Source organism: Xanthobacter sp. DMC12 (assembly GCF_056314105.1).
Map to the genome: position 1 here is coordinate 581,675 of NZ_JBQUYZ010000002.1, position 16,611 is coordinate 598,285.

The following is a 16,611-nucleotide window of genomic DNA, read 5'->3' on the forward strand; positions in this document are numbered from 1 at the left end:
GCGCCCTCTCTCGTCGGCTCCGCAGGCTTAAGGGAGGCGGGGGGACGGCGCAATTCATCCGCATTGCCGGACCAGCGGAAGGCTGCTTCACTCCGCCGGGACGGAGGCGCGCCCATGCCCGGTAACGAGATTTCCCCGAAGACCTTCGTGCTCGTCCACGGCGCGTGGCACGGCGGCTGGTGCTGGCGCGACGTGGCGGACCTGCTGCGCGCCCGCGGCCATCACGTGTTCGCACCCACCTTCACCGGCCTCGGCGAGCGGCGCCATCTCATTAGCCCCGACATCAGCCTCGCCACTTTCGTCGCCGATGTGGCCGGGGTGATGCAGGCGGAGGAGCTTGAAGACATCATCCTCGTCGGCCACAGCCATGGCGGGGCGGTCATTAGCGGTGTGGCGGACGCCATGCCGGAGCGCATCCGCGCCCTCGTCTATCTCGATGCCACCATCCTCCAGAACGGCGAGAGTGCCTTCGGCGTGCTTCCGGCGGAGGTGGTGGAAGAGCGGCGCCGCAGGGTGGCGGCGGCGGGTGGCATCGCCATGCCGGTGCCTGATGTGACGGCCTTCGGCATCCCCGTCGACCATCCCCGCGCCGACTGGGTGCGCCGTCGCCTCACGCCCCATCCGGTCGGCTCCTACGAGAGCCCGCTCGCGCTGGCCCATCCTGTCGGCAATGCGCGGCCTTGTACCTACATCTCTTGCACGGACCCACTCTATCTGCCCATGGAGCCGGCGCGGGCCTATGCGCGGCAGGCCGGCTGGACTTTCATCGAGATGCCAACCGGCCACGATGCCATGGTGCTGGAGCCGGATGCGCTGGTGGCGATGCTGGAAGGCGTGGGCTGAAGCCTCAATACTTCAGCTTGGCGTAATAAGACGTCGCCGCCGCCGCCCGCGCCTCGCCCAAGGTGCGGATGCCGCGTGCGCGGAGCAGGGGCAGCAGCTTCAGGAAGATGTCCGCCGTCACCAGCGCATCGCCCAAGGCCGTGTGGCGGCCGGAAACGGTGACGCCGAGGCGGCCGGCGATGGCTTCCATGCTGTGGCTCTCCTCGCCCGGATGGGCAAGGCCGGCAAGGAGCAGGGTGTCCAGCACCGGCTGGTCGAAGGCGACGCCGCTCGCCTCTTCCTTGAGGGTGAGGAAGCGCATGTCGAAGGCGACGTTGTGGCCCACGAGGACCGTCTCGGCCGCGAAGGCGTGGAAGGCGGGCAGCACCTCGCCTATGCGGGGCTTGCCGCGCACCATCTCCGGCCGGATGCCATGCACCGCGATGCCCGCCTCCGGGATGGAGCGGCCGGGGTCCACCAATTGGTCGAAGCATTCGCTGCCGAGGATGCGGCCGTTGACGATACGGGTGGCGCCGATCTGGATGATCTCGTCGCCGCCGGCCGGGTCGAGGCCGGTGGTCTCGGTGTCGAACACCGTATAGGCGAGGTCGCTCAAGGCGCGGTCGTCGCTGGCGTGGCTGCCGGCGCTGGCGGCGAAGAGATCGAAATCGAAATAGGCCGGCCGGCTCTCCGCCGGGGCCTGCGCCTCGGCATGGCCCTCGGAGGCCGCCGGCAGCAGGAAGCGGAAGCAGGCGCCGGTGCCGGTCCGCGCGCGCTCCAGCCAGAGTTCCCCGCCGTGCCGCTCCACCACATCGCGGACGCAGAGCTGGGAGGCGCCCATGGGCGTGCCCGGCCAGCCGGCGCCACCCGCCGCCGCATGGGCATCGGCGAAGGCGAGGTCCAGATGCACCCGCCCGCCGGCCGGTGTCAGGCGCAGCGCGAAGGTGGGATCGGCCCCGCCCTCGGCCTCCGCCACCCGGGCGGCAAGGAAGGCGAGGGCGCCGATGAGGGCGAAGCTGTCCACGCTCAGCCAGATGGTCGCGTCCACATCGTCCGTCGCGACGGCATGGCCGGTATCAGCGGCGATGCGGCGGGCGGCGGCGGCGGCAAGGTCGGCGCCCAGCATGTCCTGCAGCGGCCAGCTCCGGCTCGTGCCGCTCGTGGCGTCGGCGGCGAGCGAGAGGCGCGTGCCGAGCCCCATCACCTCGTCACGGACCACCGCCTGGAACCGCTCGCGGTCGGGCGCGTCGAGGTCGGGATAGTCCAGCATGTCGAGGGCCGCCTGCATGGCGGCGAGCGAGGCGCGGGCGGATTCGTTGAGGTCGACGAGGGTTCGGTCCTGCCGGGCGCGGGCTTCGTATTCGTCGGTGATGTCGTCGAGCAGCAGCACGAAACCGGTCACCGCGCCCCCCGCCTCGGCCCGCACGGGCGCGAGCAGCACGCGCACCAGATGGCCCAGCGGCGTGGTGGTGACGAAGCGGGCGGAAGGCCGCGCCTCGCCCCGGCCCATCAGCCGCTCCACGGTCTCGCGCGCATGGTCCATCAGCGCGCGGTCGATGACGGTGTGGATGGAGCGGCCGAGGCCGATGGGATCGGCGCTGACTCCTTCGCCGGTCCCCGACGTGCGGAACAGGCGGCGGAAGAGGGTGCGGGCGCGGGCGTTGTAGAGGAGGATGCGGCCTTCGAGGTTCAGCACCACCACGGACTGCTCCAGCTCTGCCATCAGGGCGGCGAGCTGGTCGCGCTGGAAGGCGACGTCGCGGCTCGCCTCGGCGACGAGCCGGGCCATGTCGTCCTGAAGCGCGCGGCGCTGGGCGGCGAGATCGTTCACCGCCTCGGCGAGCGCCCTGAGGCCCGCCGGGCCGAAGGCGGGAACCGGAGGCGCGGAAGGATCTCCCGCCAGCACCCGCGCCGCATCGGCGAGCCGGGCCGGCGTCTCCACATGGGCCGTGTAGAACCGCCGCGCGAGCAGGCCGGCGCCGGCGGAGAACAGCACCCACCACAGCACCAGAACCATGCCGTGGCTCTCCACCACCGGGGCGAGGGCGCCGAGAAGCGCGGTGCGCGCGGCCCCATCCAGCGCCATCAGCAGGAAGTCGGCGCCCAGCACCAGCCACAGCGCAAGAGCGAGCCCCGGCAGCACCGTGGCCAGAACGGCACCCGTCCCCCGCGGCAACCTCATGCAGGAAGGCTCCCGGCGGGCGGCTCGGCCAGCATGTCCTTCACCTTCTGCATCAGCTCGCGGGTGGAGAAGGGCTTTGTGACATAAGCGTCCGCCCCCGCGCCGACGCCGCGGGCCATGTCAGTCTCGCGGCCCTTGGCGGTGAGCATGACGATGCGGGTCGAGCGCACCTCGGCGTCCGCCCGCACCGCTTCGCACACGTCGAAGCCGCTCATGCCGGGCATGGTGGCGTCCAGCAGCACGAGGCGGGGATGCTCGCGGCGGATGGTCTCCAGCGCCTCGCGCCCGTCGCGGGCCACCAGCACGGCGAAGCCCTCGCGCTTCATCATGAATTCCAGCGAGACGACGATGTTGGGCTCGTCATCGGCAATGAGCACCTTGGCCCCCTGGGGGCAGGGCGCGGGCGTCGGGCCCGTCTCCACTGCGATCTCCCTGTCCATGGCGTTTCCTCCTCACATGGTGTCTTCGGCTTCTGCCGAGGTTTTTTCTGTTAAGGCGTCTGCTCCCCGGGGCCGGAGCGGGAGCCGGAAGGCGAAGCATGCGCCTTTCCCCTCCCGTTGATCCAGCCAGATCTTTCCGCCGAAATGATCCACGATCCGGCGGCTGATCGGAAGCCCGAGCCCGGTGCCGGGCGGCCGGCTCAGGGCATCGCCGCCCTGGCGGAACTTCTCGAAGATGGTGTCGCGGTCGGCGGGCGGTACGCCGGGGCCGTTGTCCTCCACCTGCACTTCGAGGCCCTCGGCATCGGGGATGAGCCGCACGTCGATGCGCCCGGCTTGCGCGGGGACGAATTTCGCGGCGTTGGAGATGAGGTTCAGCATCACCTGGGTGAGGCGGTCGGGATCGGCCTTGAGGAGCGGTACCGCGTCGGGGGCGGTGAGCACAATCGTGGCGCCTTTGGTGCGGGCCAGCTCCGATGTGGCCTTCACCGCGTCGGCGACCAGGGTGCGCAGGTCCACATCCGTGCTGTGCCACTCGGCATGGCCCGATTCGATCTTCGCCATGTCCAGCACCTGGTTGACGAGCCGGCCCAGCCGCTCGCTCTCCCCCACGATGATGCGCAGGAAGTCTTGTTGCTGCTCGCCCTCCATGTCCGGCGTGTCCAGCATGAGTTCGGACAGGGCGCGGATGGCGGTGAGGGGCGTGCGCAGTTCGTGGGTCACGGACGACATGAAGTCGTCCTTCAGTTCGTCGAGCGTGCGCAACTGGGCATTGGCGGCGGAGAGCTCGGCGGAGGCGATCTCCAGCGAGCGGGATTTCTCCTCCAGCGCGCGGGCGTAGACGCGCAACTGGGAGGCCTCGTTCAGGATGTCCATCACGTCGCCGGCATTGAGCGGCTCCTCGTCCGCCACCGCCGCCACCAGCACGCGAGCGGAGGCGGAGCCGACCGCGCCGGCGATGCGGCGCTCCACGATGTCCACGAGACGGGCATCGGCGGTGAGGTCCGCCACGTCGCCGGTTCCGCGCTCGCGGGCGTGCGCCTCGAAGATCTGGCGGGCGGCCTCCGCGCCCAGCAGGCGGCGGGCCAGGGCTTCGAGGTCGGCGCGCCGGGCCCGCCCGCGCCAGAAGACGGGATCGGCCGCACTGCGGCCGCGGGCGAAGACGTCCACGAACAGCAGCGCCTGGCTCGCCTCCCGCCCGGACGGCGCACGCCACAGCGATAGCCCCACATAGAGCACGCCGTTGACGAGAAGGCTCCAGAATAGGGCGTGGGAGAGGTTGTCGAGGCCGGAGAGGCCGAACAGCCGTTCGGGCGCCAGGGCAGCGATGCCGAACGGGCCGTGGGTGAGGAAGGCGCCGTCCATCCAGCCGGATTTCGCCACCGAGGGCAGCATCAGCGTATAGGCCCACACCGCGAAACCGCCGAGCAGCCCGCCCAACGCACCGAGGCGCGTAGCGCCGCGCCAGTACATGCCGCCCAGCAGCGCCGGTGCGAACTGCGCCACCGCCGCGAAGCTGATGAGGCCGATGGAGACCAGCGCATAGGCCTCCCCCGCCACGACGAAATAGAGATAGCCGAGCAGCAGCACGCCGAGGATGGCGGCGCGGCGGATGTTGAGGAGGAGGCGGGTGAGGTCGCCCCCGTCGGCGCGGATGAGCTTCAGGCGCAGCAGCGCCGGCATCACGAGGTCGTTGCAGACCATGGTGGAGACGGCGATGGTCTCGACGATCAACATCCCCGTCGCCGCCGAGAGCCCGCCCACATAGGCGATGAGCGCGAGGCCGCCCGCCCCGTGCGCCAGCGGCAAAGTGAGGACGAAGGTCTCCGGGTCCGCGCCCTTGCCCAGCAGCACGAGGCCGCCCAGTGCGAGGGGCAGGACGAAGATGTTGATGGCTAGGAGGTAAGCCGGGAACACCCACGCGGCGCGCTTGAGGTGTCGCTCGTCCACGCACTCCACCACCATCATCTGGAACTGGCGGGGCAGCAGCAGCACCGACAGGCCGGAGAGCAGCGTGAGGCTGAACCATTGCGCCCAAGCGAAATTGCCTGCGCCCGAGAGGGTGAGCAGCCCTTTCACCCCCGGCAGCGCCGAGGCGCGCGCCCACACATCGGCGAAGCCGCCGAACAGGCCGTAGGTGACGAAGGCGCCCACCGCGAGGAAGGCCACGAGCTTGACGAGGGATTCCGCCGCCACGGCCGCCACCATGCCCTCGTGGCGCTCGGCGCTGTCGAGGTGGCGGGTGCCGAACAGGATGGTGAAGAGCGCGAGGGCGAGCGCCACCAGTAGCGTCCCGTCCTGCCACCAGCTCGGAGCCGCCGCCTGCGCGCCGGGCGTCGTGAGCACCGTGTAGCCGGCGGAAACGGCCTTCAATTGCAACGCGATATAGGGGACGATGCCGACCACGGTGATGAGCGTCACCACCGCCGCCACCAGCGGGCTCTTGCCATAGCGGGAGGCGATGAAATCGGCGATGGAGGTGATGCGGTAGGTCTGGGCGATGCGGATCATCTTGCGCACCACCACCCACGCCACCAGCATCACCAGCGTGGGGCCGAGATAGATGGGCAGGAACCAGACACCCGTGGTCGCCGCGCGGCCGATGCTGCCGAAATAGGTCCAGGCGGTGCAATAGACCGCCAAGGACAGGCCGTAGACCCACGCATTGCCGATGAGCGAGCGGCCCTCCCGCGCGCGCCGGTCGGCGAAGGCGGCGATGGCGAACAGCGCCGCGAGATAGAGCGCGGCGGCGCCGATGACGAGGGCGGGGGAAAGGGCGAGCGGTGCGGGGGTCATCACGCCGCCTCAGGGCTCGTCCGGCTTGGCCGGGAGGAGGGGGGAGGCCGCGCCGGACCCGTGCCGCTCGCTGAGGACGGCCAGCGCCGCGATCAGCGCGCCCCAAATGGCGAACAGCGCCACCGGCAGCAGCGGCAGGCCGAAGACAGTGGCCTCCGTGTCCCATACCGCCAGCAGGGGGAAATTGAAGGCGAGCGCGCCCAGCGCCGCCAGCGCGACCAGAACCTGACGGTCCGGTCCTTGGCGGGCCGGTCTTGGGCGGACCGGTCCTGGGCGGTCCGGCCCGCGTCCGTCCGGCTGCTCGGTGGACTCTGCGGAACCGCGGCCGGGGCTCATAGCGCGTCGAACCGGTAGTGGCGGGAAAGCCATTGCTTGAAGCCGCGCACGATGGCGAGGGCCTCCTTCAGCGCCTGCCGGTCCAGAGTGCCGAGGTCGGCGAGGCGGAGCGCATTGCTGGGCGATCGGCCGTCCGCGATCTGCCTGAGATTGCTGGACAGCTTCATGCCCATGAACAGGCGCAGCGCATCGGTGAGATCGCGGGCGAAGCCCTCCTCCATGTGCCCGGCCGCCACCAGAGCGGCGAGCCGGTCGGCGGTGCCGAGCGCGGTGATGCGATGCTCCAGCGCCAGGGCCCGCACGCCGTGGACGAGGGGGAAGATGCCGAGCTTCTTCAGGTCCACCTCGGCCGCGCCCCGCCCCGTGAGGCCGGGCAGGCGGCTCCACCAGCTCGCGCCGTCGCCGAAGCGCTCCACCGCCTGGGCGAAGCGGGCGAAATAGCCGTGGTCGCCCATCATCAGGAAGTCCACATGCGCCCGCGCCGCCGCGAGCAGGGACGCATCGCCCGCCACCGCCACCGCATCGAGGAAGATGGCGAGGTTCATGGGGCCATCGGCGACGCTGCCGTGGATCCAGTCCTTCAGCGTCTCCTTGAAGGCGGAAACGGGCTGGCACCAGGTGGGCCGGCTGAGCATCACCCCACCGGGGCAGGGCGGATAGCCGAAATCGATCAGCGCCGCGGTGAAGCGCGCGGTGATGCCGTCGAGCCCTTCGAAGACGAAGCCGTCGGCGAGGATCAGGCCGTTGTCCTGGTCGGTCTTGATGATCTGCTCGCCGCGTCCCTCGCTGCCCATGATAACGAGGCAGGACTGGGCACGCAGCTCTTCCGGCGCCAGAATTTCCCACAGGCGGCGGAACACCTGCCGGTTCAGCTCGCCCACCAGCGCCGCGATCACCTCCACCCGCACCCCGTCGGCATTGAGCACGGCCACCATGCTGTCGATCTGGCGGGCGGCGGCCTTCAGTTCGTCGAGACTCGCCGCGTGGGCTGCCTCAAGGGCGATGAGGTGGGAATGGTTGGCGACGAAGGCCATCAGGTCGAGCTGGCCGAGCACGCCGACGATGCCGTCGCCTCCCGTCGCCCGTCCGCCGCCCGCGCGCACGAGCAGGCGGTGGATGCGGTGGCGCAGCATCAGGATGAGCGCCTCGAACAGCTCGGCGTCGGGCGCGATGCACCAGGGCTCGAAGGTCGCGACCTCGCGCACCGTCAGAGCAGAGGGGGGCGTGTCGCGGGTGAGCGCATCGCGCAGGTCGGTGGTGGTGAAAATACCGATGCGATCGCCGTCGCGCACCACGGCCTCGCTGAGGCGGCGGGCGGAGAGGTCGCGGCAGAGGGTGACGAGGTCGGTCGCCCCGTCCACGAAGAAGGGCTTGCGCAGATAGACATCGCGCACCCGCGAGGTCATGAGCGAGACCAGCTCGCGCCGGTCGCGCTCCGACGGCGAGGCCCGCCCGGGGGCGGGCGGGCCGGACGCTGCGGGGGCGTCCTCGGGACCGTGGGGGTTTGCGCCCCGGGCCGTGGCGGCCCGGGGTTCGTTCTCCCGGCGGTCCCCGTTCGGGGGGCCGGTCATGTCGTCCGGCCGTGGCATGGTTTCAGCCTAGCACGGGGTCAGTGCCCCGAGGCCTCCGCCGCGCCGATGCCCGTCTCCGAGCGCACTTCCTGCGCCGGGAAGCCGGCCCGGTCGATCTTCGCCCGCTGGCTGTGGTCGAGGATCGAGAACAGCCAGATGCCGACGAAGCCGAGCGTCATGGAGAACAGCGCGGGCGACGTGTAGGGGAACGGCGCCGAGCCGGCCGGGTTGCCCAGCGTGGCTTCCCACACCGACGGCGACAGCACGGTCAGCACCACCGAGGACAGAAGCCCCAGGAAGCCGCCGATCACCGCGCCCTTGGTGGTGCAGTCCTTCCACAGCACCGACATGAACAGCACCGGGAAGTTGGCCGAGGCGGCAACCGCGAAGGCCAGCGACACCATGAAGGCGATGTTCTGCTTCTCGAAGGCGATGCCGAGCAGCACCGCGAGGATGCCGAGGCACAGCGTGGTGATGCGGGACACCTTCAGCTCGGAGGCGCTGTCGGCCTTCCCCTTCTTGATGACCGTCGAGTAGAGGTCGTGGGACACCGCCGAGGCACCGGACAGCGTGAGGCCGGCCACCACCGCGAGGATGGTCGCGAACGCCACCGCCGAGATGAAGCCGAGGAACACGTTGCCGCCGACCGCATGGGCGAGATGCACCGCGGCCATGTTGTTGCCGCCCTGCAGCGCGCCCTTGGCGTCCAGGAACTCGGGGTTCGTGAGCACGAAGGTGATGGCGCCGAAGCCGATGATGAAGGTGAGCAGGTAGAAGTAGCCGATCCAGCCCGTTGCCCACATCACCGACTTGCGGGCTTCCTTCGCGCTCGGCACGGTGAAGAAGCGCATGAGGATGTGCGGCAGGCCGGCGGTGCCGAACATCAGCGCCATGCCGAACGAGATGGCCGAGATCGGGTCCTTGATGAAGGAGCCGGGGCCCATGATGGACTGGCCGGCGGCGGCAGCTGCGGCCGGCGTGGTGCCGGGCTTGGCGGCGGCAAGGTTGGTCTTCACCTCGACGGCGGCGGCGAACATCTTCTCCGGGGAGAAGCCGTAGCGCCACAGCACCATGACGGCCATGAAGGTCGCGCCGCCGAGCAGCAGGCAGGCCTTGATGATCTGCACCCAGGTGGTGGCGGTCATTCCGCCGAACAGCACGTAGATCATCATCAGCGCGCCGACGATCACCACCGCGATCCAGTAGTCGAGGCCGAACAGCAGCTTGATGAGCTGGCCGGCGCCCACCATCTGGGCGATGAGATAGAAGGCCACCACCACCAGCGTGCCGGAGGCGGCGAACACGCGCACCGGGGTCTGGGCGAAGCGGAAGGCCGCCACGTCGGCGAAGGTGAACTTGCCGAGGTTCCGGAGGCGTTCTGCCATCAGGAAGGTCAGGATCGGCCAGCCCACGAGGAAGCCGATGGAGTAGATCAGGCCGTCATAGCCCGAGGTCATCACCGCGGCCGAGATGCCGAGGAACGAGGCGGCGGACATGTAGTCGCCGGCGATGGCGAGGCCATTCTGGAAGCCGGTGATGCCACCGCCCGCGGTGTAGAAGTCGGCCGCCGACTTGGTCTTCGCGGCCGCCCACTTGGTGATGTAGAGCGTGCCCATCACGAACACCACGAACATGGTGATCGCGGTCCAGTTGGTGGCCTGCTTGTCGGCCTGCCCGAGGTCGCCGCCGGCGGCGAGCACCAGCGAGGGGGCGAGGACGAGCGCGGCTGCCGCGCCGATCGCGAACGCGCGGCGGGCGAAAGAGGTCGGGAGCGTCGCGTTCACTTGAGCGCCTCCTGCTTGATCTTCTCGGAGAGCGCGTCGAACTCGCCGTTTGCGCGGCGGACGTAGATGGCGGTGATGATGATGGTGAACACGATCACGCCGAAGCCGATCGGAATGCCCCAGGTCATGACGCCGTCGCCGATGCGCGCGGCCAGCACGTCCTTGCGGAAGGCGATAAGCAGGATGAAGCCGTAGTACACGACCAGCATCGCCAGGGTGAGAATCCACCCGAAGCTTGAACGGCGCGCTTTCAGCGCCTTGTAATTGGGATCGGCCGCAATGCGTGCGGCCACGGATGTTTCCATGGGTCGCCCTCCCTGAAAGCCCGCGGTACCCGTGGGCCCCGGTTGTTATCTTCGTGATCGACCTTGGCCTGGACCGGCCTCGTCACCTTGCACTCTGTATCAGAGCCGATGCCGCGCGCTAGTTGAGGAAACCCCGTACTTTCGGCCATACGCCAAATGTATTGTGCAGTGCGCCGACTACCCGGGTGACGACCGCGGGAATCAATGATCTGCAAATGTTTGGCATCGATCTTGACGTTTTATTACGTGGGGATCGGGCCAGTTTTCCGGGCAGGAAGCGTCGTTGTTGCGCGAGCAAGGCGCCTAATACTTTCGGGTGAAAGGCGCGACGCCTTAAACTTTCGTTGTAAGTATGACGTAGGGGAATGGGTTGGGGTGCGTCGGGTCGCCGATGCGACGAGTTCCCGCCGCCCTCCGATCAGGCCGGGAGGAGACGGCGGAACAGGGCGGATGGCCCCGTCACCGCCGGCCCTGGCCCAGGAAGGTTTCCGCGAACCAGCGGTCCAGCGTCATGGGCGGCTCCTGCTGGGGCGGGGGCGCCGGCATCTGGCCCACCACGGCCGAGGGGCGGTCGTCCGGCATGTCGGCCGGCGGCAGGTAGGTGCCGCCCGGCTGGCCATAGCCATTGCCGCCGAAGCCGTACGACCTGAGGCCGCCCGGAAGCTCCGCCACCGGCACGCCCTGGTGCGCCGCCTTCATGACGCGGCTCCACACCTCCACCGGCAGATTGGCGCCGGAGGCCTTCTTGGTGGGCGAGGAATCATCGTTGCCGAGCCACACCGCCGTCACGTACTTGGCCGTGTATCCGACGAACCAGGCGTCGCGGTAATCCTGCGATGTGCCGGTCTTGCCGGCGGCCTCCCAGCCCGGCAGGTCGGCGCGGCGCGCGGTGCCGGTGGACAGCGTCTGGGTCATCATGTGGTTCATCATCGCCACATATTCGGAGGCGACGACGCGGCCCATGCCGGTCACGTTGCGCTCGTAGAGCGGCTTGCCGTCCGGTCCCGTCACGCTGTCGATCACGTGCGGCATCACCCCGAGGCCGCCGTTGGCGAAGGGCGTGTAGGCACCCGCCAGCTCCAGCACCGACACTTCGGACGTGCCGAGCGCGATGGAGGGGTTGGGGTCGAGGTTCGAGGAGATGCCCATGCGGTGGGCGGTCTGCACCACGGCCTTGGGGCCGAACTCCAGCACGAGGCGGACCGAGACGGTATTCAGCGAGAGCGAGAGCGCGGTGGTGAGCGTCACCGGACCGCGATAGTCGCGGGTCGAGTTCTCCGGCCGCCAGCCCTTGAGCTGGATCGGCGCGTCGTCACGCACGCTCTCCGGCGTCAGGCCATGCTCCACGGCGGTGAGGTAGATGAAGGGCTTGAAGGCCGAGCCCGGCTGCCGCCGGGCGGTGACGGCACGGTTGTACTGGCTGTCGGCATAGGAGCGGCCGCCGATGAGCGCCTTCACCCCGCCATCGGGATCGAGCACCACGATGGCGCCCTGGCCGACGCCATACTTGGCGCCCGACTTCGCCAGCGTGTCCTCCAGCGCCGCCTCGCCCGCCTTCTGGAGCGCCGGATCGATGGTGGTGCGGACCACCACGTCGCCGGGCAACTCGCCGTCGCCGAGCACGGAATCGAGTTGGTCCATCACCCAGTCGGCCACGTAGCCGGAGGAATCCGGCATGCCGCTGCGGGCGAGCTGGGCCGGCCGTGCCTGCGCCGCGCTCGCCATGTCGGCGGAGATCATCTTCTGGTCTCGCATGGCGGCCAGCACCAGATTGGCGCGGGTCTGTGCGCCCTTCAGGTTGCGCGTCGGGGCAAGGCGCGAGGGCGAGTTGACGAGACCGGCCAGCATGGCCGCCTCGGCCAGCGTCACCTGCCGGGCCGACTTGCCGAAATAGCGCTGGGCCGCCGCTTCCACGCCATAGGCGCCGGCGCCGAAATAGACGCGGTTCAGATAGAGGTCCAGCAGCTGGTCCTTGGTGAACTTGTGCTCCAGCCACAGAGCCAGCACCAGTTCCTGCATCTTGCGCGAGGCGGTGCGCTCCTGGGTGAGGAACAGGTTCTTGGCCAACTGCTGGGTCAGCGTCGAGCCGCCCTGCCTGAGCCGGCGCGAGGTGAGATTGGTGACGAGGGCGCGCGCGAGGCCTTCGGGATCGAGGCCGAAATGGCTGTAGAAGCGCTGGTCCTCGATGGCGACGAAGGCCTTGGGCAGATAGGGCGGCAGCTCGCCGATGGGCACGGCGACGCCGCCCATGTCGCCACGTGTGGCGATGGTCTTGCCGTCCGCACCCTGCACGGTGACGGTGGGCGGACGCTTGGGGATCATCAGCGTCTGCATGGACGGCAGCTTCGATGCCTCGTAGGCGATGACGCCGGCGAGGGCGAGCAGCGCCCACACGCCCAGGATGAAGCCCCATTTCACAAGCCGGAACACGAGACGCCCCCCTCCGCCACGGCGGGGCCGGCGCGGCGGGGGCTCGGAACGGCCGCGGCGCGGGGCGGGATCGGGACGCATGTCGGGGTCCGCCTTGGCCTTGGGCCGCGCAGCCGCCTTGCGGGCCGGGCGGGGCGGTTCCGGGGGCGGTGCGGCGGAGCGGTCGCGCGGGTCGAGGCGGATGTCGAACAGGGATTCGGGCCGCTCCATGAGCGGCTCGCGCCTCATGCCGTCCCCCCGTCCCTGTGCGGTCATTCCGTGTCCTGTCGAGTCGCCGGCCTGCCTTCAGGCCGCGCGGCTCCTTCCACCATCAAAATGGGGCGAAGATCAGCCGCTGCGGCAGATGGTGCCCGCCTCACCTCAAGGAAGCGTTACGCGGCAAGCGTTTTCGGCCGGCGTCTTGGGAGAATGCCCTAGGGACACTTGCTCCAGTAGCCCACGGTCTTCGCCGGCGTCGTGTAGAACCAGCAGGTATTCGGCGCCGGGGCCGGGCCGACGAGGGGCGTGGCGAGGCCGCCCGGCAGCACGCCGAGCGGCGCACCGGAGCCCGGCTGGGCGCCGATGGGCGTATTGGTGCGGAACGGCGCGGGCTGGATGATGGGCGTGGGGTCTGCGGGCACCACCGGCTTCGGCGCCGGCAGCTTCGGCCGGGGCGTCACGACCGTGGGGGCGCGCGGGACGACCGGGGCGGGCCGCACCACGGGACGCGGCGCCGGCCGCTGGATGGGCGGAATGACCGCCGCTCCGCCCACGATGGGCGTGCCCACACCCGTCGCGGCCAGGGCACCGGCCGGCGCGAGCGCCAGCGCGAGCACTACCGCACCATACATGACCTTGCGGTATGTCTGGACGGTCCCAGCGCGGAGCTGTCCGTAAGGCATGTGTTCCATAACGGAAATATAGGTTCCGCTGCGGCTGATTCGAGAGCGACCAATCAACGCCGCTCGCGGCCGGGCGCTGATTGCGGTACAGATGAAGGCTCCTGTCCTTCGTGCCCCCAAGATCGCCGAGCAATGCCCACCGTCCGTTCCTCCAAGGTCAACCGCGTCATCGGCGAACCCTTCGAAGGCCAGGCCCTCAAGGCCGAGATCAGGGAAATCGCTTCCGCCCACAAGGGCCGCGACCTCGATTTGCGCAATGCCGTCGTCGCCCGCCTCAAGAAGGGCATGCAGGAAGGCCGCGCGGAAGCCGAGCGCCTGCTGCTGGAAGACGGCTGCGGACGCTGCTGCGCCATGCGCCTCTCCGCGTTGCAGGATGCGGTCATCACCAGCGCCTATGAGGTGGCCACCACCTTCCTCTATCCGGTCGACAACCCCTCCCGCTCCGAGCGCATGGCGGTGGCGGCGGTGGGTGGATACGGTCGGGGCATGATGGCGCCGGGCTCGGATACCGACATCCTGTTTGTGCTGCCGTACAAGCAGACGGCCTGGGGCGAGAGCGTCGCCGAGGCCATGCTCTACATTCTTTGGGATCTGGGGCTGAAAGTCGGCCACGCCACCCGTTCGGTGGAGGAATGCCTGCGGCAGGCGCGGGCCGACTTCACCATCCGGACCTCCATCCTGGAAGCCCGGTACCTCGTCGGCGACAAGGCGCTGTTCGAGGATCTGGAAACCCGCTTCGACAAGGAAGTGGTGGAAGGCACAGGCGCCGAATTCGTCGCCGCCAAGATGGCTGAGCGCGAGGACCGCCTGCGCCGCTCCGGCCAGTCGCGCTATCTCGTCGAACCCAACGTCAAGGAGAGCAAGGGCGGCCTTCGCGACCTGCATACGCTCTTCTGGATCGCCAAATACGTCTACCGGGTGCAGACGGCGAGCCAGCTCGTCGCCAAGGGGGTGTTCACCCGCGAGGAAGCGCGCCTCTTCAAGAAGTGCGAGGATTTCCTCTGGTCCGTGCGCTGCCACCTGCACTTCCTCACCGGCCGCGCCGAGGATCGCCTTTCCTTCGACCTGCAGCGGGAGATGGCGCTGCGCCTCGGCTATACGGAGCATCCCGGCCAGAAGGACGTGGAACGCTTCATGAAGCACTATTTCCTCGTGGCGAAGGATGTGGGTGACCTCACCGCCATCCTCTCCGCCGCGCTGGAGGAGCGCCATGAGAAGCCGGTGCCTGGCCTCAAGGGCATGGTGGAGCGCTTCCGCGCCGGCTCGCGCCGCATCACGCTGAAGGACACGACGGACTTCATCCTCGACCATGACCGCCTGAACGTGGCGGATCCGGAGGCGTTCGTCCGCGACCCGGTGAACCTCATCCGCATCTTCCACGTGGCGGACAAGCGCAACCTCGCGCTGCATCCCGACGCCAGCCAGCTCGCCGCCCGCTCCCTCGGCCTGATCGATGCGAGCGTGCGCGAGAATCCGGAGGCGAACCGCCTGTTCCTGGAGATCGTCACCTCCAAGGACGCGCCCGAGACGGTGCTGCGGCGGATGAACGAGGTGGGCGTGCTGGGGCGGTTCCTGCCGGAGTTCGGCAAGATCGTCGCCATGATGCAGTTCAACATGTACCACCACTACACGGTGGACGAGCACCTCCTGCGCTGCATTGGCATCCTCTCCGAGATCGAGCGCAAGGTGAACCCGGAGAACGGGCTCGCCAACGAGCTGATGGGCACGGTGAAGAACCGCAACCTGCTCTATGTCGCCCTCCTGCTGCACGACATCGCCAAGGGCCGGCCGGAGGACCACTCGGTGGCCGGCGCCCGCATCGCCCGCAAGCTCTGCCCGCGCTTCGGCTTGTCGCCGGTGGAGACCGAGACGGTGGCGTGGCTGGTGGAGCAGCACCTTGTCATGTCCACGGTCGCGCAATCCCGCGACCTCTCCGACCGCAAGACCATCGAGAATTTCGCCTCTGTGGTGCAGAACCTGGAGCGCATGAAGCTGCTGACCATCCTCACCACGGCCGATATCAAGGCGGTGGGGCCGGGCACCTGGAACGGCTGGAAGGCGCAGCTTCTGCGGACCCTGTATTACGAAACCGAGCCGGTGCTCACCGGCGGCTTCTCGGAAGTGGATCGCGGCAAGCGCGTCACCGCCGCCCAGTCGCAGTTCCGTAATGCGCTTTCCGACTGGGACGACGAGAAGGTGGCGGCCTATGTCGCGCGCCATTATCCGCCCTACTGGCTGCGCGTGGACCTGGAGACCAAGCTGCGCCACGCCCGCTTCGTGGATGAGGCGGAGGCCGCGGGCCGCTCCATCGCCACCCATGCGTCGCTGGAGCCGGGCCGTGGCATCACCACGCTCACCGTGCTGGCGCCGGACCATCCCAAGCTGTTGTCCATCATCGCGGGGGCCTGCGCTGCGGCGGGCGCCAATATCGTGGACGCGCAGATTTCCACCACCACGGACGGGCTGGCGCTGGACACCATCGCCATCCGCCGCGCCTTCGACCATGACGAGGACGAGCTTCGCCGCGCCGGCCGCATTCAGGAGGCGGTGGAGCAGGCGCTGACCGGCGAGGTGCGTCTGCCGGAGGTGATGGCCAAGAAGCTGCCGAAGGGCCGCCGCACCTTCACGGTGGAGCCCGAGGTGACGGTGAACAATTCCTGGTCCAACCGCCACACGGTAGTGGAGGTCTCCGGCCTCGACCGGCCGGGCCTGCTGTTCGCCCTGACCAACACGTTGTCGCGGCTCAACCTCAACATCGCCTCGGCCCATGTCGCCACCTTCGGTGAGCGGGCGGTGGACGTGTTCTACGTCACCGACCTGATGGGCGCCAAGATCACCGGCGCCGCCCGCCAGTCCACCATCCGCCGCGCCCTCGTCTCGGTTTTCGAGGGGCCGGTGGAGGACGAGGAGCCGGCGCGCCGGGTGGCGCGGGGGTGACGGGGCGCCGCGGATCGGGCGGGGCAGCCGTTTTTTCGCCGCGCTCGCGTGGCTCAGATGCCAATCGTTTGCACCTCGTTTGCACTAGGCGACGGTGCGGCATACCTTCTGCCGCGCCTCCTTCCGA

11 protein-coding genes are annotated in these 16,611 nt (G+C 69.3%); 2 read left to right on the forward strand and 9 right to left on the reverse strand.

Annotated features, from left to right (window positions below; genetic code table 11):
* The first annotated feature begins 114 nt into the window (after positions 1 to 114).
* Positions 115 to 843 carry an alpha/beta fold hydrolase gene (locus ACT535_RS10780; protein ID WP_476364351.1) on the forward strand — a complete coding sequence of 243 codons (729 nt, stop codon included), beginning with the start codon at positions 115 to 117 and terminating at the stop codon, positions 841 to 843.
* Between the two features lie 4 nt (positions 844 to 847).
* Here ACT535_RS10780 and ACT535_RS10785 read toward each other — a convergent pair whose 3' ends face one another.
* The 9 genes from ACT535_RS10785 to ACT535_RS10825 form a co-directional block, all read right to left on the reverse strand.
* Positions 848 to 3,004, reverse strand: a complete 2,157-nt coding sequence (locus tag ACT535_RS10785; RefSeq protein WP_476364352.1) for an exonuclease domain-containing protein — start codon at positions 3,002 to 3,004, stop codon at positions 848 to 850.
* Positions 3,001 to 3,444, reverse strand: a complete 444-nt coding sequence (locus tag ACT535_RS10790) for a response regulator transcription factor (RefSeq protein WP_168462217.1) — start codon at positions 3,442 to 3,444, stop codon at positions 3,001 to 3,003. The genes ACT535_RS10785 and ACT535_RS10790 overlap by 4 nt, the downstream gene beginning before the upstream one ends.
* 12 nt (positions 3,445 to 3,456) lie before the next feature.
* Complete coding sequence (locus ACT535_RS10795; protein ID WP_476364353.1) at positions 3,457 to 6,240, reverse strand: ATP-binding protein; 2,784 nt, start codon at positions 6,238 to 6,240, stop codon at positions 3,457 to 3,459.
* Positions 6,241 to 6,249: 9 nt separating this feature from the next.
* The gene (locus ACT535_RS10800) at positions 6,250 to 6,576 is read right to left on the reverse strand and encodes a hypothetical protein (protein WP_476364354.1); all 327 of its coding nucleotides are present in this window, start codon (positions 6,574 to 6,576) and stop codon (positions 6,250 to 6,252) included.
* Positions 6,573 to 8,165: a putative nucleotidyltransferase substrate binding domain-containing protein gene (locus tag ACT535_RS10805; RefSeq protein ID WP_476364355.1), complete on the reverse strand. Its 1,593-nt coding sequence runs from the start codon at positions 8,163 to 8,165 to the stop codon at positions 6,573 to 6,575. Before ACT535_RS10805 ends, ACT535_RS10800 begins: the two co-directional genes overlap by 4 nt.
* Positions 8,166 to 8,185: 20 nt before the next feature.
* A complete protein-coding gene (locus tag ACT535_RS10810) occupies positions 8,186 to 9,886 on the reverse strand; it encodes a cation acetate symporter (protein WP_168462386.1) in 1,701 nt (566 codons plus the stop codon).
* 41 nt (positions 9,887 to 9,927) lie between these two features.
* The gene (locus tag ACT535_RS10815) at positions 9,928 to 10,224 is read right to left on the reverse strand and encodes a DUF485 domain-containing protein (protein WP_476364356.1); all 297 of its coding nucleotides are present in this window, start codon (positions 10,222 to 10,224) and stop codon (positions 9,928 to 9,930) included.
* Positions 10,225 to 10,695: 471 nt separating this feature from the next.
* On the reverse strand, positions 10,696 to 12,894 hold the full coding sequence (locus ACT535_RS10820) for a transglycosylase domain-containing protein (protein WP_476364357.1): 2,199 nt from the start codon (positions 12,892 to 12,894) through the stop codon (positions 10,696 to 10,698).
* A 185-nt stretch (positions 12,895 to 13,079) separates the two neighbouring features.
* On the reverse strand, positions 13,080 to 13,547 hold the full coding sequence (locus ACT535_RS10825; RefSeq protein ID WP_476364358.1) for a hypothetical protein: 468 nt from the start codon (positions 13,545 to 13,547) through the stop codon (positions 13,080 to 13,082).
* A 132-nt stretch (positions 13,548 to 13,679) separates the two neighbouring features.
* On the opposite strand from ACT535_RS10825, the gene ACT535_RS10830 reads away from it, so the two are divergent.
* Positions 13,680 to 16,484, forward strand: coding sequence for a [protein-PII] uridylyltransferase (locus tag ACT535_RS10830; RefSeq protein WP_476364359.1), 2,805 nt, complete (start codon positions 13,680 to 13,682; stop codon positions 16,482 to 16,484).
* Positions 16,485 to 16,611: the final 127 nt, after the last annotated feature.